This window comes from Streptomyces sp. NPDC026301, assembly GCF_055567935.1.
The window spans coordinates 95,383-116,135 of the sequence record NZ_JBVHPN010000016.1 but is presented as its reverse complement, the minus strand read 5'-3'; the positions used below and the strand labels follow the sequence as shown (position 1 = coordinate 116,135).

The following is a 20,753-nucleotide window of genomic DNA, read 5'->3' as shown; positions in this document are numbered from 1 at the left end:
CTCTCACAACCCCACGATCGCGTTCCACTCCTTCGCGAGTTCGGGGCGCTCCTGGGCGCCGATGTCCCGGGCGATGGCGAGCCGGCCGCGCATGCCGTCGTCCGGGAAGATCAGCGGGTCCTCGGCCAGCGCGGCGCTCTCCTTGTCCTTGGCGGAGGCCAGCACGTCGCGCGCGGCCGGCACCGGGCAGACGTAGTTGACCCAGGTGGCGAGCTCGGCGGCGACCTCCGGCTCGTAGTAGTAGTCGACGAGCCGTTCGGCGTTGCGCTTGTGCGCGGCGAGGTCGGGGATCATCAGGCTCTCCGACCACAGCTCGGCGCCCTCTTCGGGGACCACGAACTCGATGTCGGGGTTGTCGGCCTTGAGCTGGATGACGTCGCCGGAGTACGCCTGCGCGGCCAGCACGTCCCCCGAGGAGAGGTCCTTGATGTAGTCGTTGCCGGTGAAGCGGCGGATGTGCTTCGTGCGGACGAGCGCCGCGACCCGGTCGGTCATCCGGTGGAAGTCGTCCGCCGTCCAGCGCGTGATGTCCACGCCCTCACCCTGCATGAGCAGCGCGAACGCCTCGTCCATGCCGGCCAGCAGGGTGACCCGGCCCTTCAGATCGTCCGCCCACAGGTCGCCGGTGTGCTTGATCTCCCGGCCGAGCTTCTTGCGGTTGTACGCGATGCCGGTGATCCCGGACTGCCAGGGAACGCAGTGCTTGCGGCCGGGGTCGAAGGGCGGCTTCAGCAGCAGCGGGTCGAGGTGTTTCGCCACGTTCGGCTGGCGGGACCGGTCCATCTCCTGCACCCAGCCGAGCCGGACGAAGCGCGAGCACATCCAGTCGCTGATGACGATGAGGTCGCGGCCGGTGGTCTGGTGGTTCATCAGCGCCGGGCTGATCTTCCCGAAGAACTCGTCGTTGTCGTTGATCTCCTCGGTGTACGTCACCGAGATGCCGGTGCGCCGCTCGAAGGCGTCGAGCGTGGGGCGGCGCTGCTTGTCGTGGTCGTCGACGTCGATGTACAGCGGCCAGTTGGCGAAGGGGAGGGACTTGTCGGCCGCCGAGCGGTCGGCGGCGGCGCGCGCCCCGGGCCGTACGTAGGCCGCGGGCACCCCGCACCCGGCCACCGCCGCCAGGAATCCGACCGTACCGACACCTCTGAGCAGCGCACGCCGCGAAAGACGATCCATGTGAGGACTCTCATGCGTCGCGGGCCGGGGCGGCAACAGACAGATCGTCTGCCGCCGGGCCCCGGCCCGCGACGGTGTGTCAGGTGCCCCGCACGGCACCGGACTTGTGGCCGACCGTCGGGTGGTCGGCCTTTGCCGACCGCCCTGGTGGTCAGCCCTCCAGCGAGGTCATGACGTGCTTGATGCGGGTGTAGTCGTCGAAGCCGTAGGCGGAGAGGTCCTTGCCGTAGCCGGACTTCTTGAAGCCGCCGTGCGGCATCTCGGCGACGAGCGGGATGTGGGTGTTGATCCACACGCAGCCGAAGTCGAGCTTCTTGGACATCCGCATGGCGCGGCCGTGGTCCTTGGTCCACACCGAGGACGCGAGCGCGTACTCCACACCGTTGGCCCACTCGGTGGCCTGGTCCTCGTCGGTGAAGGACTGGACGGTGATGACCGGGCCGAAGACCTCCTGCTGGACGATCTCGTCGTCCTGCTTGAGGCCGGAGACGACGGTCGGGGCGAAGAAGTAGCCCTTCTCGCCGACCTGCTGGCCGCCGGCCTCGATCTTGGCGTGCGCGGGGAGGCGCTCGATGAAGCCCTTGACCTGCTTGAGCTGGTTGGCGTTGTTCAGCGGGCCGTAGAGCACGTCCTCGTCGTCGACCGCGCCGGTCTTGGTCTCCGCCGCGGCCTTGGCGAGCGCGGCGACGAACTCGTCGTGGATGGACTCCTGGACGAGCACGCGGGTGGCGGCCGTACAGTCCTGGCCGGCGTTGAAGTAACCGGCGACGGAGATGTCCTCGACGGCCTTGGCGATGTCGGTGTCCTCGAAGACCACGACCGGGGCCTTGCCGCCCAGCTCCAGGTGGACCCGCTTGAGGTCCTTGGAGGCGGACTCGGCGACCTGCATGCCGGCGCGCACGGAGCCGGTGATGGAGGCCATCGCCGGGATGTGGTGCTCGACCATCAGGCGGCCGGTCTCGCGGTCACCGCACACGACATTGAACACGCCGCGCGAGTGGCCCAGCTCGTCCAGCACGCTGCCGATGATGTCGCCGATCAGGACCGTGGACGCCGGGGTGGTGTCCGAGGGCTTGATGACGACGGTGTTGCCCGCCGCCAGGGCCGGCGCGAACTTCCACACGGCCATCATCATCGGGTAGTTCCAGGGCGCGACCTGCGCGCAGACGCCGATCGGCTCGCGCCGGATGATGGAGGTCAGGCCCTCCATGTACTCGCCGGCCGAGCGGCCCTCCAGCATCCGGGCCGCACCCGCGAAGAAGCGGATCTGGTCCACCATCGGCGGGATTTCCTCGGAGCGTACGAGGGCGATCGGCTTGCCGCAGTTCTCGGACTCGGCGGCGATCAGCTCCTCCGCGCGCTCCTCGAAGCGGTCGGCGATCTTCAGGAGCACCTTCTGGCGCTCGGCGGGGATCAGGTCGCGCCATGCCGGGAAGGCCGCCTCGGCGGCGGCCATCGCGGCGTCGACATCGGCGGCCGCGGACAGCGGCGCTGTGGCGTACACCTCGCCCGTCGCCGGGTTGACCACGTCCGTGGTGCGGCCGTCGGCGGCGTCCCGGAACTCCCCGTCGATGTAATTGCGCAGACGACGCAGTTCGGTGGTCACGTGCGACCCCTCCTGTCAGGTGTCCGGTGTCTGATGACCGGTGTCTGGTGTCCGGTGGATGAGATGCCCACCCTAACCATGCGAGCCCCGTTTTCGACATACCCACGCGCCAGTAACAACGAATTTCGTGGCATGACCTTCAGTGAACAACTGATTTCGGCGAATCGGGCTTGCGCGACGGACGATGCTGGTGCACAGTGAGGGACGTGGCCACTCGTGACAGAAACGGCACTCCGTCGATCGACTCCGTCTCCCTGGCGATCATTGAGCAGCTCCAGGAGGACGGGCGTCGTCCGTACGCCGCGATCGGCAAGGCCGTGGGCCTGTCCGAGGCGGCCGTACGGCAACGCGTACAGAAGCTGCTCGACCAGGGTGTGATGCAGATCGTCGCCGTCACCGACCCCCTCACGGTCGGTTTCCGGCGGCAGGCAATGGTCGGAATCAACGTCGAAGGCGACGTCGACAACGTGGCAGAAGCCCTCACGGGCATGTCCGAGGTCGAGTACTGCGTCGTCACCGCCGGTTCCTTCGATCTGCTGATCGAGGTCGTCTGCGAGGACGACGATCACCTCCTGGACGTCATCAACAAGCGCGTCCGCACGCTTCCCGGCGTGCGATCCACCGAAAGCTTCGTCTACATGAAGCTGAAGAAGCAGACCTACACCTGGGGAACGCGATAACCATGAGCGCCGACCTTTCGAAGACGGCGTACGACCACCTGTGGATGCACTTCACCCGCATGTCGTCGTACGAGAACGCCCCCGTGCCCACCATCGTTCGCGGTGAGGGCACCAACATCTACGACGACAAGGGCAAGCGCTACATCGACGGCCTCGCGGGCCTCTTCGTGGTCAACGCCGGCCACGGCCGCGTCGAGCTCGCCGAGACCGCGTACAAGCAGGCCCAGGAGCTCGCCTTCTTCCCGGTGTGGTCCTACGCCCACCCGAAGGCCGTCGAGCTCGCCGAGCGCATAGCGAACTACGCCCCGGGCGACCTGAACAAGGTCTTCTTCACCACCGGCGGCGGCGAGGCGGTCGAGACCGCCTGGAAGCTCGCCAAGCAGTACTTCAAGCTCACCGGCAAGCCGATGAAGCACAAGGTGATCTCCCGCGCGGTGGCCTACCACGGCACCCCGCAGGGCGCCCTGTCGATCACCGGTCTGCCCGGCCTGAAGGCCCCCTTCGAGCCGCTGGTCCCCGGCGCGCACAAGGTGCCGAACACCAACATTTACCGCGCTCCGATCCACGGCGACGACCCCGAGGCCTTCGGCCGCTGGGCCGCCGACCAGATCGAGCAGCAGATCCTCTTCGAGGGTGCCGAGACCGTCGCCGCGGTCTTCCTGGAGCCGGTGCAGAACGCCGGTGGCTGCTTCCCGCCGCCGCCCGGGTACTTCCAGCGCGTCCGCGAGATCTGCGACCAGTACGACGTGCTGCTCGTCTCCGACGAGACGATCTGCGCCTTCGGCCGCCTCGGCACGATGTTCGCCTGTGACAAGTTCGGCTACGTGCCGGACATGATCACCTGCGCGAAGGGCATGACCTCGGGCTACTCCCCGATCGGTGCCTGCATCATCTCCGACCGCCTGGCCGAGCCGTTCTACAAGGGTGACAACACCTTCCTGCACGGCTACACCTTCGGCGGTCACCCGGTCTCCTCGGCCGTGGCGCTGACGAACTTCGACATCTTCGAGCGCGAGGGCCTGAACAAGCACGTCCTCGAGAACGAGTCGAACTTCTACTCCACGCTGCAGAAGCTGCACGACCTGCCGATCGTCGGCGACGTCCGCGGCAACGGCTTCTTCTACGGCATCGAGCTCGTCAAGGACAAGGTCACCAAGGAGTCCTTCACCGACGAGGAGACCGAGCGCGTCCTGTACGGCTTCCTCTCCAAGGCGCTGTACGACGCCGGTCTGTACTGCCGCGCCGACGACCGCGGCGACCCGGTCATCCAGCTGGCCCCGCCGCTGATCGCCGACCAGACCGTGTTCGACGAGATCGAGCAGATCCTGCGCGGCGTCCTCAAGGAGGCGTGGACCAAGCTCTGATCCGCGGTACCGAGCCGTCCCTCCGGCCCTCACCGGGGGGAAGGGGCGGAGCGGGGCCACGGACCCCGCTCCGCCCGACACGCTCGGCGGTCCGTGACGGGGTTCCGCACAGGGATCTCGAATAACGGAAGAAACGGCGGCCGAGGTCACTCATATCCAGCCATATGAGTGAACCTCGGCCGTCTTCCGTGCTGACCGGTGAATGGCGGGACCCGGCAGTACCTACCGTGCTTGTGACCGATACCCTCCATGGTCGTTCACCCGGTCAGGGGAACGAGGACGCGAGCGAGCACGAGGTGCGCAGATGGTGGCCCCGCCCGACAACGACGTTCTATGGGCTCGCGGACTGCACCACGCCCACGGTCAGAGCCCCGCACTCACCGGCATCTCCCTCGGTGTGCGCGAGGGCGAGATCCTTGCCGTCACCGGTCCGCGCGGCTGCGGCAAGACCACGCTCCTGGAATGCCTTTCCGGGCAGCTCGTCGCGGACAGCGGCGAGGTCTGGTTCAACAGTCATCCGGTCCACACCCTCTCCGCGACCAGCCGCGAACGGCTCCGGCTGGACCGCTTCGGCTGGATCGGCACCGAGCCCCGGCTGGTCCCCGAGCTGACCGCCTGGGAGAACGCGGCCCTGCCCCTCCTCGTACGGGGCGAGGGCCACCGCGCGGCCAAGCAGGCCGCCACCGAGTGGCTGGAGCGGCTGGACGTGGCGCAGTGCGCCAAGCAGCGGCCCGCGGCCCTGGACCGGGCGCAGCAGCAGCGGGTGGCCGTCGCCCGGGCGCTGGCCACCGCCCCGCAGGTGCTCTTCGCCGACGAGCCGACCGCGCCGCTGCACCGCGCGGACGCGGCCCAGGTGCTCCGTACGATCGTCAACGCGGCCCGCAGCCACGCCCTCAGCGTGGTGCTGGCCACCCAGGAAGCGGAAGCGGCGACGCTCGCCGACCGCACGATCGCCCTGCTCGACGGCCGGCGGGCCGGCGCCGCACAGGCCGAGGGCCCCGCCGAGACGGAAGGCAGGGAAGAGTGCTCGCTCTCCGTCTAGCCCGGGGCGCACGCCCGGCGGTGCAGCTGCGCCGCCTGCTGGTCGTCGCGGCGGCGGCCGGCACGGCCTTCCTGCTGCTGGCCACGCTCGGCCACGCCGTCGACGCGCCGCGCGGCGAGGCCGCCGGCTCGGCGCTGCGGCTGGCCTGGTGCCTGGTCCCGCTGGCCGCCACGGCCCAGTTCGCCGTCGCGGTGGCCCGTACGGACCCGGCCGCCCGGCTGCGCGGCGGCATGTCCGCGGCCGGCCTCGGCCCGGTCCGGCTCACCCTGATCGCCGCCGCCTCCACCGTGCTCGCCTGCGCCCTGGGCAGCGTGCTCGGCCTGCTGGTCTTCCTGCGGCTGCGCGGCGGCCTGGGCGGTACGCCGATGGGTCCGGCGGCGCTGCTGGGCCGCGGCCCGCTCCCGTACGCGGCGGTGGGCGTGCTGCTCGCGGCCGTCCCCGTGGTGGCCGCCGTCGCGACCGCCGCGGCGCTGCGGCCGGGGCGGAACGCGCCGGCCGAGCCGTGCGCCGACGCCCCGCCCCGTACGGCCACCGCCACGCCCGCCGGGCTCCCCTGGGGCATCGCGCTCGGCGCCGCCGGGCTCGCCCTGGAGGTCTATGCGGCGGGTCACACCGGCCCCGGCGCCCGGCTGCTGCCGCTGCCGGGACGGCTGGTCACCGGCGAGGCGGGCGTGCTGGTCGGCTGGCTGCTGTCGGCGGCCGGGCTGGTGCTGGCGGCGCCCGGCCTGGTCCACGCGAGCGGGCGGGTGCTGGGCGCGGGCCGGGCAGGCGCGGCACGACTGCTGGCCGGGCGGGTCCTCCAGGAGGAGTCCCGCCGGGTGGGCCGCCCGCTGGGCATCCTGATGGCGGCCGCGTCGGGCGCCTACACCGCGTTCACCCTGTACGGCCACGGCGCCCCCGGCTCCCTCGGCCCGCTCTCCGCGCTCGGCGGCGGGCTGGTACTGGCCTGTACCGCGCTCAGCGTCCTGACCGCGGTCACCGAATCCCGCACGGCCCGCGCCGCGACGACGGAAGCCCTCCGCCGCCTCGGCACCCCGTCCGGCCTCCTCCACCGCGCCGCCGCCCTGCGCACGTGCGTACTGGTCGTGGTCCTGACAGCGGTCACGGGCGGCGTGGCACATCTGGCGGCGGGACCGCTGGTGGGCTGAGGGGCCGGCTCTTCGGGGCACGCCGCTTGATTGGTGCGCCCCGTACGGATCAGTCCTCCGCCCGCAGGACCACCACGTCCTCCGCGACGAACGCCGCGCCGACCCTCTCGCCCACCTCCGGCGCGTCCGCGAGCGCGCAGGCCGCGTCCAGTTCCGGGCCGGCCGCCGGGCGCAGCCGGAGGGAGACGTGCGTACCGCGGAAGGTGCGGGCCGCGACCGTGCAGGGCAGGCCCTCGCGGGCGGGCACCAGGCGGACGCCGGCCGGGCGGACGAGCAGGCGGCACTCGCCCTCCGCCGTACCGTCCGGGACCGGCACCTTGCCCCACGGCGTGTCCGCGGCCTCGCCGGTGACGGTGGCCGGCACGACGTTGTCGAAGCCGAGGAAGCGGGCGACGAACTCGTCGGCGGGCCGCTGCCAGACCTCCAGCGGCGTACCGGTCTGCGCGATCCGCCCGTCGCGCATGACGACGACCCGGTCGGCGAGCGCGAACGCCTCGCCCTGGTCGTGCGTCACCGCCAGCACGGTCGTCCCCAACTCTCCGAAGAGCCGCCGCAGTTCGACGACCAGGCGCTCGCGCAGCCCGCGGTCGAGCTGGCCGAGCGGCTCGTCCAGCATCAGCAGCCGGGGGCTGGGCGCCAGCGCCCTGGCCAGCGCGACGCGCTGCTGCTCGCCGCCGGAGAGCGAGCCGACGGCCCGGCGCTGGGCGCCCGGCAGGCCCACCAGGTCGAGCAGTTCGGCGACCTTGCGCTCCTGCTCGGCGCGTGCGGCGCCGCGCATCCGCAGCCCGAAGGCGACGTTTCCGGCCACATCGCGCTGCGGGAAGAGCTGGTGGTCCTGGAACATGAGGCCGACGCCCCGCCGGTGGGTGGGCACGGTACGCAGGTCCCGGCCGTCCAGTACAACCTCACCCGCGTCGGCCTGCTGCAGCCCGGCGATCACCCGCAGCAGCGTGGACTTGCCGCTGCCGCTGGGCCCCAGGACGCAGACGGTCTCGTGCTCGGCGACGTCCAGCTCCACCGTGTCCAGCGCGGCGTGCGCCCCGAAGCGCACGGTGAGGCCGTTCAGCCGCAGGAGCGGGCCGTCGGTCCGGTCGTCCGTCCGGTCATCGGTCCGGTCATCGGTCCGGTCATCGGTCCGGTCGTCGGTCACCTAGAACTCTCCCGTCCGGTCGGTGCGTACCCGCTCCAGCGCCAGCAGCGCCCCCGCGCACACCACCATCAGAATCGTCGACAGGGCCATCGCCTGCCCGTAGTTGAGCTCGCCCGCGCGGCCCAGCAGCCGCGCCACGGCCACCGGCAGCGTGGGCTGGTCCGGGCGCGCGATGAACACCGTCGCGCCGAACTCGCCGAGCGAGACGGCGAACGCGAAGCCGGCCGCGATCAGCAGCGCCCGCCGCACCAGCGGCAGATCGACCTCGCGCCACACCTGCCAGGGCGTGGCCCCCAGTACCGCCGCGGCCTCGCGCAGCCGCCCGTCCACCGCGCGCAGCACCGGCAGCATGGTCCGTACGACGAACGGCACGCCCACCAGGGCCTGCGCGAGCGGTACGAGCCACCATGAGGCGCGCAGGTCCAGCGGCGGCTCGTCGAGGCTGATCAGGAAGCCGAAGCCGACGGTCACGGCGGAGACGCCGAGCGGCAGCATGAGCAGCGCGTCGAAGCCGCGGACGAGCCGTCCGCCGCGCCGGGTCAGCGCGGCCGCCGCCAGCCCGCCGACCACCACGGCGATGGCGGTGGCGGCGACCGCGTACGCCAGGGAGTTCCACAGGGCGGTCAGCGGCGGCACGGTGAACGTCGAGTCGGCGCCGGCCGCGGCCTGCAGCGCGCGGTAGAAGACCAGGCCGTAGCCGTCGGGCCCGGCGAAGGACCGCTCGACCAGTACGGCCAGCGGCAGCACCAGCAGTACGGCGATGACCACAAGCGTGCCCCACAGCAGCGCCCACTGCCCGGCCCCGCGCGGCCGGCGTGCCGTACGGGTCGCGTCGACCAGCTTCAGCGCGCTCTCGCGCCGCCGGACCGTCCAGGCGTGCAGCGCGAGCAGTCCGAGTACGGCGGCGAACTGCACGAGGGTGAGCACCGCCGCGGTCGGCAGGTCCAGGAAGTCGGCGGTCTGCCGGTAGATCTCCACTTCGAGGGTGGCGAAGCGCGGGCCCCCGAGGATCTGCACGATCCCGAAGGAGGTGAAGGTGAAGAGGAAGACCATCAGCGCGGCGGCGGCCACGGCGGGCGCCAGCGCGGGCAGCGTCACCCGCCGCCAGGCCGCGAACCGCCCGGCGCCGAGCACCCGCGCGGCCTCCTCCTGGCGCGGGTCCAGCGCGCTCCACAGCCCGCCCACGGTGCGTACGACCACCGCGTAGTTGAAGAAGACGTGCGCGAGCAGGATGGCCCACACCGAGGTGTCCAGCCGTACGCCCCACAGGTCGTCGAGCAGGCCGCCGCGGCCCACGAGGGCGAGGAAGGCGGAGCCGACCACGACGGTGGGCAGCACGAACGGCACGGTGACGACCGCCCGCAGCAGCCCCTTTCCGGGGAATGCGAAGCGCGCGAAGACATATGCGCCGGGGAGCGCGATCAGCAGCGTGAGCGCCGTGGAAGCCGCCGCCTGCCACCCGGTGAACCACAGGACGTGCAGCAGGTCCGGATCGGTGAGGACCTCCCCCACCCGCCCGAACTGCCAGCTCCCGCTCTCCCGCAGCCCCCGGCCGACGATCATGGCGACCGGGTAGGCGAAGAAGAGCACGAAGAAGACGAACGGCACGGCCATCAGCGCGAGCCGGGTGGCCGTGGCACGCCCCGGCCGCCGGAACCGCCCTCCGCCCCGGCCCGCCCCAGGGCCTTCGGTCTCTACTTCAGGACGAGCGAGGACCACTGCTTGATCCACTGTTCGCGGTTCTTGCTGATGTCGGCGGGCGCCACCGTCTTCGGATCGGCGATCCGCTGCCCGTACTTCGTGAACAGCTCGGGCACCTTCGCGCCCTCGACCACCGGGTTCACGAACATCTGCAGCGGCATGTCCTCCTGGAACTTCTTGCTGATCAGGAAGTCCAGCAGCGCCTTGCCGCCCTTCTCGTTCGCCGCGCCCTTCAGCAGTCCGGCGAACTCGGTCTGCCGGAAGCAGGTCCCGGTGGCGACGCCGGTCGGCGCCTCCTTCGGCGCCGGCTTCTTGTCCATGACCTCGGCGGGCGGGCTGGAGGCGTAGGAGACGACCAGCGGCTTGTCGCCCTTGCTGCCGGCCGCGCCGGAGAACCGCTCGTAGTACGCCTGCTCCCAGCCGTCGACGACCTCGACGCCGTTGGCCTTGAGCTTCTTCCAGTAGCCCTGCCAGCCGCCCTTTCCGTACTGGGCGATGGTGCCCAGCTGGAAGGCCAGCCCCGGCGACGAGGTCGCGGAGTTCTCGGTGACCAGCAGCCCCTTGTACCGCGGCTTCACAAGATCACCGAACGTCTTCGGCGGCGCGATCTTCTTCCGCTCGAAGTAAGCCTTGTCGTAGTTCACACAGATGTCGCCGTAGTCGACGGGCGTGACGCGGTGCTGCGCCTTGTCCAGCTGCAGCTGCTCCGGCACCTCACCCAGCCCCTTCGCCTCGTACGGCGTGAAGAGCCCCTCGTCCAGCCCGCGCGACAGCAGCGTGTTGTCGATCCCGAAGAAGACGTCCCCCTGCGGGTTGTCCTTCGTCAGCACCGCCTGGTTGACGGCCTTGCCCGCGTCCCCGCCCTTGACGAGCTGGACCTTGTACCCGCTCTGCTGCTCGAACTCCTTCAGAACGGACTTCGAGGCCGCGAAGGAGTCGTGGGTGACGAGCTTGACGGTCTTGGAGTCGCCCGCCTCGTCGCCGCCGGAGGCGCCGCAGCCGGCCAGCGCCGCGCCGCCTACCGCCAGGACAACGGTGACCGCGGTGGCTCTACCGAAAGATCTCACTTGTTCATTCCTCCTGGCTGGCCAGGAAGAGACGCGGCCCCGCCCGCGGCGTCCGGCGGGACCGGTGCCGCGGGCGGGGCGCAACAGCATGAGGAGACCGAACTTCCTACCCGGAATGACCCGGGCGAGGTTCAAGGGTCTGCGGCAGCGGCTTCGGCCTCACTGTCCGCACTCTCAGCGCTGTGGCGCTCCCCTGTCGGATGGTGCGTTATATGTGATGTAAACGTTCGACGCTACGGTACCAGCGCCCGCTCACGCGTCCGAGGCCGCGACCGGCCCGCACACGGACCGGCCCTGCTCGTCTTCGGGGATCGGTCCGCTCAGCGCTCCGAGGCGGCGAGCTGCCCGCACGCGCCGTCGATCTCCTGCCCACGGGTGTCCCGTACGGTCACGGGCACGCCGTGCGCCGCGATCGCCTCGACGAACGCCTTCTCGTCCTCGGGCCGCGAGGCGGTCCACTTCGACCCGGGCGTGGGGTTCAGCGGAATCAGGTTCACATGCACCCGCTTCCCCTTGAGCAGCCGCCCGAGCAGGTCCCCGCGCCACGCCTGATCATTGATGTCCCTGATCAGCGCGTACTCGATCGAGATGCGGCGCCCGGACTTCTCCGCGTACGTCCACGCCGCGTCCAGTACTTCCCGCACCTTCCACCGCGTGTTGACCGGCACGAGCGTGTCCCGCAGCTCGTCGTCCGGGGCGTGCAGCGAGACGGCGAGGCGGCACTTGAAGCCCTCGTCGGCGAAGCGCAGCATCGCCGGCACCAGTCCCACCGTGGACACGGTGATCCCCCGCTGCGACAGCCCCAGCCCGTCCGGCTCGGGGTCGGTCAGCCGCCGGATGGCCCCCGTCACCCGGTTGTAGTTGGCGAGCGGCTCGCCCATCCCCATGAACACGATGTTCGACAGCCGCGCCGCGCCACCAGGGATCTCCCCGTCCCTGAGCGCCCGCATCCCATCGACAATCTGATGAACGATCTCGGCAGTCGAGAGGTTCCGGTCCAGCCCCGCCTGCCCCGTCGCGCAGAACGGGCAGTTCATCCCGCACCCGGCCTGCGAGGAGATGCACATCGTCACCCGGTCCGGGTACCGCATCAGCACCGACTCGACCAGCGTCCCGTCGAACAGCTTCCACAGCGTCTTGCGCGTCTGGTCGTCGTCGCACGAGATGTGCCGCACCACGCTCATCAGCTCCGGCAGCATCTCGGCCGCCAGCTTCTCCCGCGCCGCGGCCGGGATGTCCGTCCACTGCTCCGGGTCGTGCGCGTACCGCGCGAAGTAGTGCTGCGAAAGCTGCTTGGCGCGGAACGGCTTCTCCCCGATCGCCGCGACGGCCTCCTTGCGCTCAGCAGGCGTGAGATCGGCAAGATGCCGCGGCGGCTTCTTGGCCCCCCGCGGCGCGACAAAAGTAAGTTCTCCAGGTGCAGGCATGGTCCGTCCAGTGTGGCAGATCATCCACCCCACCCCACCTGCCCACGAGGTGGAGCCGGTCACCCCGGGGGCCCCTGCTCGGCCGGCCGGCCACGCGCGCCGTCCCATGCGCAAGGGCCCGTCGTCCTGGAGGACGGCGGGCCCTTGGGGTGCGCGTGCGGCAGTGGGGGGTGTCGGGGCTGGTCAGCCCGTGCCGACGAAGATGACCAGGAGGAGCCAGACGATCGGGGCGGTCGGCAGGAGGGAGTCCAGGCGGTCCATGATGCCGCCGTGGCCGGGCAGGAGCGTGCCCATGTCCTTGATGCCGAGATCGCGCTTGATCATGGACTCGCCGAGGTCGCCGAGGGTGGCGCTGGCGGCGACCGCGAGGCCCAGGAGCAGGCCCTGCCACCACGCGCCGTTCTCGATGAGGAACTCCATGCACAGCGCGCCCGCCGCCATGGCGAAGGCGACCGCGCCGACGAGGCCCTCGCGGGTCTTGCCGGGGCTGATGCGGGGGGCGAGCTTGTGCTTGCCGAAGCGCCAGCCGACGGCGTACGCGCCGGTGTCGCTGACGACCGTGAGCAGCAGGAAGGTGAGGACCCGCTGCGGTCCGTCCGCGTCGGCGGCGAGCATCAGGGCGACGAACGTCGCCAGGAACGGCACGTAGAACGCCGCGAAGACGCCGGCCGTGACGTCCCTGAGGTACTGCTCCGGCGCCTCGGTCATCCGCCAGACCAGGACGGCGAGCGCGGTGAGCGCCATCGCCACCCAGGCGCCCTCGGCCCCGCGTACGTACCCGGCGACGACCATGGCCGTACCGCCGACCGCGAGCGGTACGAGCGGTACGCGGATGTCCTTGCGCTCCGCGAGGCGGGAGGTCAGCTCCCACAGCCCGACGACCACCGCCACCGCGATGACGCCCACGAAGACGGGCTTGTAGACGAACAGCGAGAGCACGATGACCGCGCCCAGGCCGATGCCCACCCCTATGGCGGCCCGCAGATTGCGGCCCGCGCTCTTCTTCGCCGGCTTGTCCGAAGAGGGGCTGTCGTCCGGTGCCGGCGGGGATGTGGGCATGGGTTCCTGGGGGTGGTCATCGCGGAAGAGGGGGCCACTCAGCCGAGCGGCCCCCCGATCGTCCCGGTGGTCGTCCTGGTCTCCGCCTGCGTCGGGCACGGTGGGCATGGGCCGAGTCTGCGCTGCCGCGGCCCAGTCGTGCACGGGACCCGCCGACGGGGCCGGGGGCCCCTCCCGGCCGTGGCCGGGGGTCGGTCCCGCGCCGGCTGCCCATGGGCCGGCGCCGGGTGGGGTCCCGCCTGCCGAAGGCGAGGGCCGGGCCCCCCAGGATGACTCGTTCATCACACCTCGAGCAGCTCGGATTCCTTGTGCTTGAGCAGCTCGTCCACCTGCGCGACGTACTTCGCGGTGGTGTCGTCGAGCTCCTTCTCGGCGCGGCGCACCTCGTCCTCGCCGGACTCCTTGTCCTTGACGAGCTTGTCGAGGGTCTCCTTGGCCTTGCGGCGGATGCTGCGGATCGAGATCTTCGCGTCCTCGGCCTTGTTCTTGGCGACCTTGATGAACTCCTTGCGGCGCTCTTCAGTGAGCTCGGGGAAGTTCACGCGAATGATGTTGCCGTCGTTGCTCGGGTTGACGCCGAGGTCGGAGTCGCGGATGGCCTGCTCGATGTTGCGCAGCGCGCTCTTGTCGAACGGGGTCACCACGGCCATCCGCGGCTCGGGCACCGAGAACGACGCCAGCTGGTTGATCGGCGTCAAGGCACCGTAGTAGTCCGCCACGATCTTGTTGAACATCGCCGGGTGCGCACGCCCGGTGCGGATCGCGGCGAAGTCCTCCTTGGCGACCACGACGGCCTTCTCCATCTTCTCCTCGGCCTCGAGGAGGGTCTCTTCGATCACCACTTGCTCCTGGTCTTAATCGTAAGAAGCAGAGCCTCGCCCCTGCGCGCGTCTTCTCCTGCACGGTGTCCGACCGGCAGGCGGTTGTCCATCCCCGTGCCGTGGTCTTCCCACGGCCGGGAGTTGCCGCGCGTACGGGTATGCCGTCCGTACGGCGCGTACGGACGTGTTCTCCGTACGGCCGTACGAACACGTGCTGCCCGTACGGATCCGCGGCGGTGCGGGCCGTCAGGCCCTGGTGCCCTGATCGCTGACGAGCGTGCCGATCTTCTCACCCTTCACGGCGCGCGCGATATTGCCCTCGGCGAGCAGCTCGAAGACGAGGATCGGAAGCTTGTTGTCGCGGCACAGCGTGATGGCGGTGGCATCGGCGACCTTCAGGTCGCGGGTGATGACCTCGCCGTATTCGAGCGCGTCGAACTTCACCGCGTCGGGGTTCTTCTTGGGGTCGGAGTCGTAGACGCCGTCGACCCCGTTCTTGCCCATGAGCATGGCCTGGGCGTCGATCTCCAGGGCGCGCTGCGCTGCGGTGGTGTCGGTGGAGAAGTACGGCATGCCCATGCCCGCACCGAAGATGACGACGCGGTCCTTCTCCAGGTGGCGGATGGCGCGCAGCGGGATGTACGGCTCGGCGACCTGGCCCATGGTGATGGCGGTCTGCACGCGGCAGTCGATGCCCTCCTTCTCCAGGAAGTCCTGGAGGGCCAGGCAGTTCATGACCGTGCCGAGCATGCCCATGTAGTCGCTGCGGGACCGGTCCATGCCCCGCTGCTGCAGCTCTGCGCCGCGGAAGAAGTTGCCGCCGCCGATCACGATGGCGATCTCGTACCCGTCACGGACCACGGCCGCGATCTCACGGGCGATGGCGTGCACGACGTCCGGGTCGACACCGAGTCCCCCGCCGCCGGCGAACGCCTCCCCCGACAGCTTCAGAAGGAAGCGCCCCTTCCCCTTTTTGTGGGACTCGTGGGCTTTGTCCGCGCCGTCGGCACCGTGATTCATTGCGCTCTCCTCGTGCACATACGAAGAAGGCCATTGCCGGGGGTCTGGTCAGATCCCTGTACGGCAATGGCCTCCTCGTCACATCTGCGGTCGGCCGATGAGCGGCCGACTGCGTACGACCCTAGCGGGGCCGCGGGTCATTCGCTGCCCTGCGACAGGCCCTCGGCCCCGAAGGCCGTGGCCCGGCGGCAAGGCTTCGGCTCAGCTCAGATGCCGACCTTGATGCGCGCGAAGCGCTTCAGGGTGACACCGGCCTCCTGGAGGACCTTCTCGACGGACTTCTTGTTGTCGAGCGCGTACGGCTGACCGAGCAGCGTCGCGTCCTTGAAGAAGCCGTTGAGGCGACCCTCGACGATCTTCGGCAGGGCAGCCTCGGGCTTGCCCTCCGCGCGGGTGGTCTCCTCGGCGACGCGGCGCTCGGCCTCGACGACCTCGGCCGGGACGTCCTCGCGGGACAGGTACTTCGGCGCGAAGGCGGCGATGTGCTGCGCGATGCCCTTGGCGACCTCGGCGTTCTCCTTGTCGAGCTCGACGAGGACGCCGATCTGCGGGGGCAGGTCGGGCATGGTGCGGTGCATGTACGACAGCACGAAGCCGTCGGTGAACTGCGCGAAGCGGTCCAGGACGATCTTCTCGCCGAGGTTGGCGTTGGCCTCGTCCACGAACGCCTGGACGGTCTTGCCGGCCTCGATCTCGGAGGCGAGCAGGGCCTGGATGTCGGCCGGCTTGGTGGCGGCGACGTGCTCGGCGATCTGCTGGGCGACGGCCTGGAACTTGTCACCCTTGGCGACGAAGTCGGTCTCGCACTTCAGCTCGACGATGACACCGGAGGTGTTGTCGTCGGCGATCAGGGAGACGACGGCGCCGTTCTCGGCGGAGCGGCCCTCGCGCTTGGCGACGCCCTTCTGGCCCTTGATGCGCAGCGCCTCGACGGCCTTGTCCACGCTGCCGTCGGCCTCGTCCAGCGCCTTCTTGCAGTCCATCATGCCGGCGCCGGTGAGCTCACGGAGCTTCTTGACGTCAGCGGCGGTGTAGTTCGCCATGATCTGTGAATCTCTTCTCGAAAGTCGAAAGATCTACGGGTGGACGGCGGGGCGGTGCTTGTGGCACCGGCCCCGCCGTCATCATCCGATGCTGAGGTGTCAGGCCTGCTCGGCCGGCTTCTCGGCCTCGGCCTCGGCGGCGGGCGCCTCGGCGGTGGGGGCCTCGGCAGCGGCGGGGGCCTCGGCGGCGGGCTCCTCGGCGGCGTCCTTGGCCTTCTCGCCCTCGAGCAGGTCACGCTCCCACTCGGCGAGCGGCTCGCCGGCGGCCTTCTCGCCCTTGGCCTCGGCACCACCGGAGCGGGCGATGAGGCCCTCGGCGACGGCGTCGGCGATCACGCGGGTGAGCAGGGTGACGGAGCGGATCGCGTCGTCGTTGCCCGGGATCTTGTAGTCGACCTCGTCGGGGTCGCAGTTGGTGTCGAGGATGGCGACGACCGGGATGTTGAGCTTCCGGGCCTCGCCGACCGCGATGTGCTCCTTCTTGGTGTCCACGATCCAGACGGCGCTGGGCACCTTCTGCATCTCGCGGATACCGCCGAGGGTCTTCTCCAGCTTGGCCTTCTCGCGCGAGAGCACGAGAAGCTCCTTCTTGGTGAGACCGGAGGCCGCGACGTCCTCGAAGTCGATCTGCTCGAGCTCCTTGAGGCGCTGCAGACGCTTGTAGACGGTCGAGAAGTTGGTCAGCATGCCGCCGAGCCAGCGCTGGTTCACGTAGGGCATGCCCACGCGAGTCGCCTGCTCCGCGATGGCCTCCTGGGCCTGCTTCTTGGTGCCGACGAACATGACGGAGCCGCCGTGCGCGACGGTCTCCTTGACGAACTCGTAGGCGCGGTCGATGTACGACAGCGACTGGAGCAGGTCGATGATGTAGATGCCGTTGCGCTCGGTGAAGATGAAGCGCTTCATCTTCGGGTTCCAGCGACGGGTCTGGTGCCCGAAGTGGACGCCGCTCTCCAGCAGCTCCCGCATCGTGACGACGGCCATGGCCGTTCTCCTCATGTTTCTCGGTTCCACCGCGGCCGGGCGGCCGCTGTGCCTGACGCCCCTGCGCGCCTGCCTGAACCGACTCCGGTGGTGTACCGGGAACCTTCCAGGACCGAGGGACGCGGCCACCGTGGTGCAGCGCGCTCCGCTGCGCCTCTGACGAAGCACGGGGAGTCACGCGCCGGTGGCGGGGCGTGCGAAGTCGACCCGGTCACCCGGATCGCCACAAGAAGTGTACGGGACCGCCGAACCGCCTAGCGACATGCTGCGGGCGGGGGAGGTTTGGCGGTGGGGAGGGAGGGGCGGAGACCGGAGGCCGAGGGGGAACGGAGAGTAAGCCGAAGGGGGCGAGGCGAAGGGAAGGCCGCTCACTCACACGCGTGACGGCGTTGTCCACAACCGCGAAGTAGTCCACAGCTTCCGACCAAGATCCCCCCGGATCTGCCCCGGTCCGCGACCGTCATGCCATGCGCCACTCACACCGCCTCCGGCTTCCCCGGGTCTCTCACTGTCCGCCACTCTCGCTCGGCCAATCTCCAAAGCCTCATCCGTCTCGCTTGGCTCGGCTGCTTCGCCTGCGGCTAACGGGGCTCTTGCTCCCTCCCGCCGTCATGCGGGTGCTCGCCTACTTGTCGTCCCGGCGTCCCGGTCGACTCCTCCCCCGCGTCATCCCCCGCGTGACGGCTCGCGCCGTCCTGAGCATTGCCGCTTGCGCGCTCGGCTGCATGATCGGCTGCGTGCTCCTGCTCGGCCCTGCGCTCTTCACTCCGCGCTCCCTCGGGCCGGACCACAACACCCCGACCACAACCGGCACCGCCCCCGCGCCACATCTCGCGCCCATCGCACATGCCCGTCCCTTCTCCGGCGACATGCCACCGCCGGAGGACCGTCCGGGCAGGGATTCCGGCCCCGGACCGAGTACCCCGGAGGGCACTTCCGAGAGCCCGCCACGACCCGCGGCATCCGGGGCATCCGGGGCATCCGGGGCTCGGGCGCGCTCAGGGACTTCCGGGACTCGGGCGTGGCCGGTGACCGGGTCGGCCGGCGCGCGTCCAGCCATCGCACGCCCCTGGTTGCCTCCACCCACCCCCTGGGCGGCCGGCCACCGCGGCGTGGACCTCACCTCGCGTGCCGGAGCGACCGTACGAGCCGCCGCCCCCGGCCGCGTCTCTTTCGCGGGCAAGGTCGCCGACCGAGGCGTCCTATCCATCGAGCTGTTCGGCTCCGGCCGACCACCGCTGCGCATCACGTACGAGCCCGTACGTCCCACGGTCCGCAAGGGCGATCGCGTCAAAGCGGGCCAGCCGGTCGCCGTCCTCCAGTCCGGCCCGTACCACTGCGACACCCCGTGTCTCCACTGGGGCTTACGCCGCGGCCGCACCTACTTGGACCCCCTGTCCCTCCTCCCACCGTCTCTGCTCGCCCCGCCCTCACCTCGCCTGCTCCCGGTTTTCCACATCCCCGAACCCACCCCGCCCCCAGCCCACAGAACGGAGACACCACCCCTCTCCCCCACAGCCGCCGACGCCCCCATCCTGGCGGCAACCACAGCCCTCGCAGCAATAGCCGCCTGGTCCCACGCCCGTATCCGGAGCCAACGCTCGCAGCAAGCTCCCATCGCCCCGCCCCGGGCCAGCCGCCATCACGGCGACACCGCCCTGCTCGACCAACGGCGCAACGAGAGAGCACTCCCCCGTTGACCGGCCGGCCGGAGCGACTAGCGACCGGCCGGAGCGGCGAGCAAACGGCTGGTCGGGATGACCGGCGTACTGAAGTACCGGGACGGCCCCCGGCTAGGTGAGTGGGGAGGAGGCAGGTGTGTCTGCCTTGGGGTGGTGGTGGTGGAGGGTGGGCGGGGGGGAGGGGGGAGGGGGAGGGGATCAGCCGCGGACGCCGTGGAGGGTCATGGCGACCGCCGCCTCCGTGATCTCCGTAGGATCCTCCGCCGCGCCCAGTTCGATGCGGCGGACCGCGGCGTCGACGACGCCCTGGAGGAGCATCGCGGCGAGCCTCGGCTGCTTGTGGCCCAGGGCGCCCAAGGCCTCGACGATCATGGCGATCAGGCCGCCGTGTGCGGCGCGGATCTTCTCGCGAGCGCCGGCGTCCAGCTCACCCGCCGAGATCGCGACGACCGCGCGGTGCCGGCGGTCGCCGACGAGGGCGAGCTGCTGCCGCACGTACGCCTCGATCTTCTCCTCGGGCGCCTCGACGCGCTCCATCGCGGCCTCGACCTCCGCCGCCCATACCGGGAAGTCGACCGCGCAGAGCTCTTCGACGACGGCGGCGCGGGAGCGGAAGTACTCGTACACGGAGGACCGCGCGAGGCCGGTGCGCTCGGCGAGGGCGGGGAAGGACAGCGCCTCCGTACCGCCTTCGGACAGCAGAGTACGAGCAGCGTCCAACAGGGCGTCGCGCTGCATGGTCCGGTGCTCGGCCACTGAGGCCGCTCGAATCCTGGGCACGCCACCACTGTACGGATGCGGCCCGGGCCACGGCACTCCGCGGCACGGGTAACGCCGTCAGTAGTACTCAGCGGCCCACATCGGCCAGCTTGGCGCGCAGCTGGAGGACGGACTTGGTGTGGATCTGGCTGACCCGGCTCTCGGTGACGCCGAGGACGTTGCCGATCTCGGCGAGGGTGAGTCCTTCGTAGTAGTAGAGCGTGACGACGGTCTTCTCGCGTTCGGGGAGGGTGTTGATGGCGCGGGCGAGCAGGCGCCGCAGTTCGCGGTCCTCGGCGATCTCGACCGGGTTCTCGGCCGCGGTGTCCTCGAGCGTGTCCATCAGGCTCAGCCGGTCGCCGCCCTCACCGCCGGCGTGCAGCAGCTCCTCCAGGGCGACGACGTTGGCCAGGGACAACTGGCTGAAGACGGTGTGCAGTTCTTCGAGCGCGATGCCCATCTCCGCGGCGACCTCCGCCTCGGAAGGGGTGCGGCGCAGCTGGGCTTCGAGCGTGGCGTACGCACGCTCGACCGCTCGCGCTTTCTGGCGGACCGAGCGGGGGATCCAGTCCAGGGCCCGCAGTTCGTCGATCATCGCGCCGCGGATGCGGGTGATCGCGTACGTCTCGAACTTGATGGACCGTTCCGGCTCGAACTTCTCGATGGCGTCGATCAGCCCGAAGACGCCGGAGGATACAAAATCCGCCTGCTCGACGTTGGGCGGCAGGCCGACGCTGACGCGCCCCGCGACGTATTTGACCAGCGGCGAGTAGTGCAGGATCAGCTGCTCCCGCAGGCGTTCGTCACCCGTCGCCTTGTAGGAGCGCCAGAGCTCCTCTAGCGAGGTGGGCGCTGCCGGGCGCACGCTGCCGCGGGCGGCGGGGGGTACCGCCGCGCGGTCAGACCCGGAAGTGTGCTGGGGCATTCGTCGCCTTGAGCCGTTCTGCCGAGACGCTGGTGAAGAGGTGCGTGAGGGTCGTGTGGTCCGTGGAGGGCGGATGCCTTGCGAGCGTAGCGTGACTGT

Annotated in this window: 18 protein-coding genes; 5 read left to right on the top strand and 13 right to left on the bottom strand. The window is 70.5% G+C overall.

The annotated features are described in order from the left end of the window. Window positions 1-3 precede the first annotated feature (3 nt). Complete coding sequence (locus ACZ4MH_RS26390) at window positions 4-1,176, bottom strand: polyamine ABC transporter substrate-binding protein (RefSeq protein WP_351599641.1); 1,173 nt, start codon at window positions 1,174-1,176, stop codon at window positions 4-6. A 151-nt stretch (window positions 1,177-1,327) separates the two neighbouring features. Next, window positions 1,328-2,782: a gamma-aminobutyraldehyde dehydrogenase gene (locus ACZ4MH_RS26385; RefSeq protein ID WP_351599642.1), complete on the bottom strand. Its 1,455-nt coding sequence runs from the start codon at window positions 2,780-2,782 to the stop codon at window positions 1,328-1,330. Between the two features lie 206 nt (window positions 2,783-2,988). Here ACZ4MH_RS26385 and ACZ4MH_RS26380 point away from each other — a divergent pair, with 206 nt between their 5' ends. The 4 genes from ACZ4MH_RS26380 (at window position 2,989) to ACZ4MH_RS26365 (ending at window position 7,016) form a co-directional block, all read left to right on the top strand. Beyond that, window positions 2,989-3,462 carry an Lrp/AsnC family transcriptional regulator gene (locus tag ACZ4MH_RS26380; RefSeq protein ID WP_351599643.1) on the top strand — a complete coding sequence of 158 codons (474 nt, stop codon included), beginning with the start codon at window positions 2,989-2,991 and terminating at the stop codon, window positions 3,460-3,462. 2 nt (window positions 3,463-3,464) lie between these two features. Beyond that, on the top strand, window positions 3,465-4,826 hold the full coding sequence (locus ACZ4MH_RS26375) for an aspartate aminotransferase family protein (RefSeq protein WP_351599644.1): 1,362 nt from the start codon (window positions 3,465-3,467) through the stop codon (window positions 4,824-4,826). 304 nt (window positions 4,827-5,130) lie between these two features. Then, window positions 5,131-5,868 (top strand): ABC transporter ATP-binding protein, encoded by a 738-nt coding sequence (locus ACZ4MH_RS26370; RefSeq protein ID WP_351599645.1) that lies wholly within the window; start codon window positions 5,131-5,133, stop codon window positions 5,866-5,868. Next, window positions 5,850-7,016: a hypothetical protein gene (locus ACZ4MH_RS26365; protein ID WP_467754720.1), complete on the top strand. Its 1,167-nt coding sequence runs from the start codon at window positions 5,850-5,852 to the stop codon at window positions 7,014-7,016. Before ACZ4MH_RS26370 ends, ACZ4MH_RS26365 begins: the two co-directional genes overlap by 19 nt. A 49-nt stretch (window positions 7,017-7,065) precedes the next feature. Here the strand turns inward: ACZ4MH_RS26365 and ACZ4MH_RS26360 are convergent, their stop codons facing one another. The 9 genes from ACZ4MH_RS26360 to rpsB all read right to left on the bottom strand — a co-directional run bounded on the left by ACZ4MH_RS26360 (window position 7,066) and on the right by rpsB (window position 17,288). Continuing rightward, entirely contained in the window at window positions 7,066-8,088 is a 1,023-nt protein-coding gene (locus ACZ4MH_RS26360) for an ABC transporter ATP-binding protein (RefSeq protein ID WP_351598552.1), read from the bottom strand. A 78-nt stretch (window positions 8,089-8,166) separates the two neighbouring features. Then, on the bottom strand, window positions 8,167-9,885 hold the full coding sequence (locus ACZ4MH_RS26355; protein WP_467754727.1) for an ABC transporter permease: 1,719 nt from the start codon (window positions 9,883-9,885) through the stop codon (window positions 8,167-8,169). Beyond that, window positions 9,861-10,934: a thiamine ABC transporter substrate-binding protein gene (locus tag ACZ4MH_RS26350; RefSeq protein WP_351598542.1), complete on the bottom strand. Its 1,074-nt coding sequence runs from the start codon at window positions 10,932-10,934 to the stop codon at window positions 9,861-9,863. The genes ACZ4MH_RS26355 and ACZ4MH_RS26350 overlap by 25 nt, the downstream gene beginning before the upstream one ends. Window positions 10,935-11,254: 320 nt before the next feature. Then, window positions 11,255-12,361, bottom strand: coding sequence for a dual-specificity RNA methyltransferase RlmN (gene rlmN, locus ACZ4MH_RS26345; protein ID WP_351598540.1), 1,107 nt, complete (start codon window positions 12,359-12,361; stop codon window positions 11,255-11,257). A gap of 183 nt (window positions 12,362-12,544) precedes the next feature. Then, a complete protein-coding gene (locus tag ACZ4MH_RS26340) occupies window positions 12,545-13,702 on the bottom strand; it encodes a phosphatidate cytidylyltransferase (RefSeq protein ID WP_351598538.1) in 1,158 nt (385 codons plus the stop codon). Continuing rightward, window positions 13,702-14,259, bottom strand: a complete 558-nt coding sequence (gene frr / locus ACZ4MH_RS26335; RefSeq protein ID WP_030266530.1) for a ribosome recycling factor — start codon at window positions 14,257-14,259, stop codon at window positions 13,702-13,704. The genes ACZ4MH_RS26340 and frr overlap by 1 nt, the downstream gene beginning before the upstream one ends. A 228-nt stretch (window positions 14,260-14,487) precedes the next feature. Beyond that, window positions 14,488-15,261 (bottom strand): UMP kinase, encoded by a 774-nt coding sequence (gene pyrH / locus ACZ4MH_RS26330; RefSeq protein ID WP_351598535.1) that lies wholly within the window; start codon window positions 15,259-15,261, stop codon window positions 14,488-14,490. A 206-nt stretch (window positions 15,262-15,467) separates the two neighbouring features. Next, window positions 15,468-16,304 carry a translation elongation factor Ts gene (tsf, locus tag ACZ4MH_RS26325; RefSeq protein WP_351598533.1) on the bottom strand — a complete coding sequence of 279 codons (837 nt, stop codon included), beginning with the start codon at window positions 16,302-16,304 and terminating at the stop codon, window positions 15,468-15,470. A gap of 99 nt (window positions 16,305-16,403) precedes the next feature. Beyond that, complete coding sequence (rpsB, locus tag ACZ4MH_RS26320) at window positions 16,404-17,288, bottom strand: 30S ribosomal protein S2 (protein WP_351598531.1); 885 nt, start codon at window positions 17,286-17,288, stop codon at window positions 16,404-16,406. A gap of 467 nt (window positions 17,289-17,755) precedes the next feature. On the opposite strand from rpsB, the gene ACZ4MH_RS26315 reads away from it, so the two are divergent. Further along, complete coding sequence (locus ACZ4MH_RS26315; protein ID WP_467754719.1) at window positions 17,756-18,988, top strand: peptidoglycan DD-metalloendopeptidase family protein; 1,233 nt, start codon at window positions 17,756-17,758, stop codon at window positions 18,986-18,988. Window positions 18,989-19,168: 180 nt separating this feature from the next. Here the strand turns inward: ACZ4MH_RS26315 and ACZ4MH_RS26310 are convergent, their stop codons facing one another. Together ACZ4MH_RS26310 and whiG are read right to left on the bottom strand one after the other, a co-directional pair. Next, a complete protein-coding gene (locus tag ACZ4MH_RS26310; RefSeq protein WP_351598550.1) occupies window positions 19,169-19,708 on the bottom strand; it encodes a TetR/AcrR family transcriptional regulator in 540 nt (179 codons plus the stop codon). Window positions 19,709-19,817: 109 nt separating this feature from the next. Continuing rightward, a complete protein-coding gene (whiG, locus tag ACZ4MH_RS26305; protein WP_223732959.1) occupies window positions 19,818-20,654 on the bottom strand; it encodes an RNA polymerase sigma factor WhiG in 837 nt (278 codons plus the stop codon). Between the last annotated feature and the right edge of the window lie 99 nt (window positions 20,655-20,753).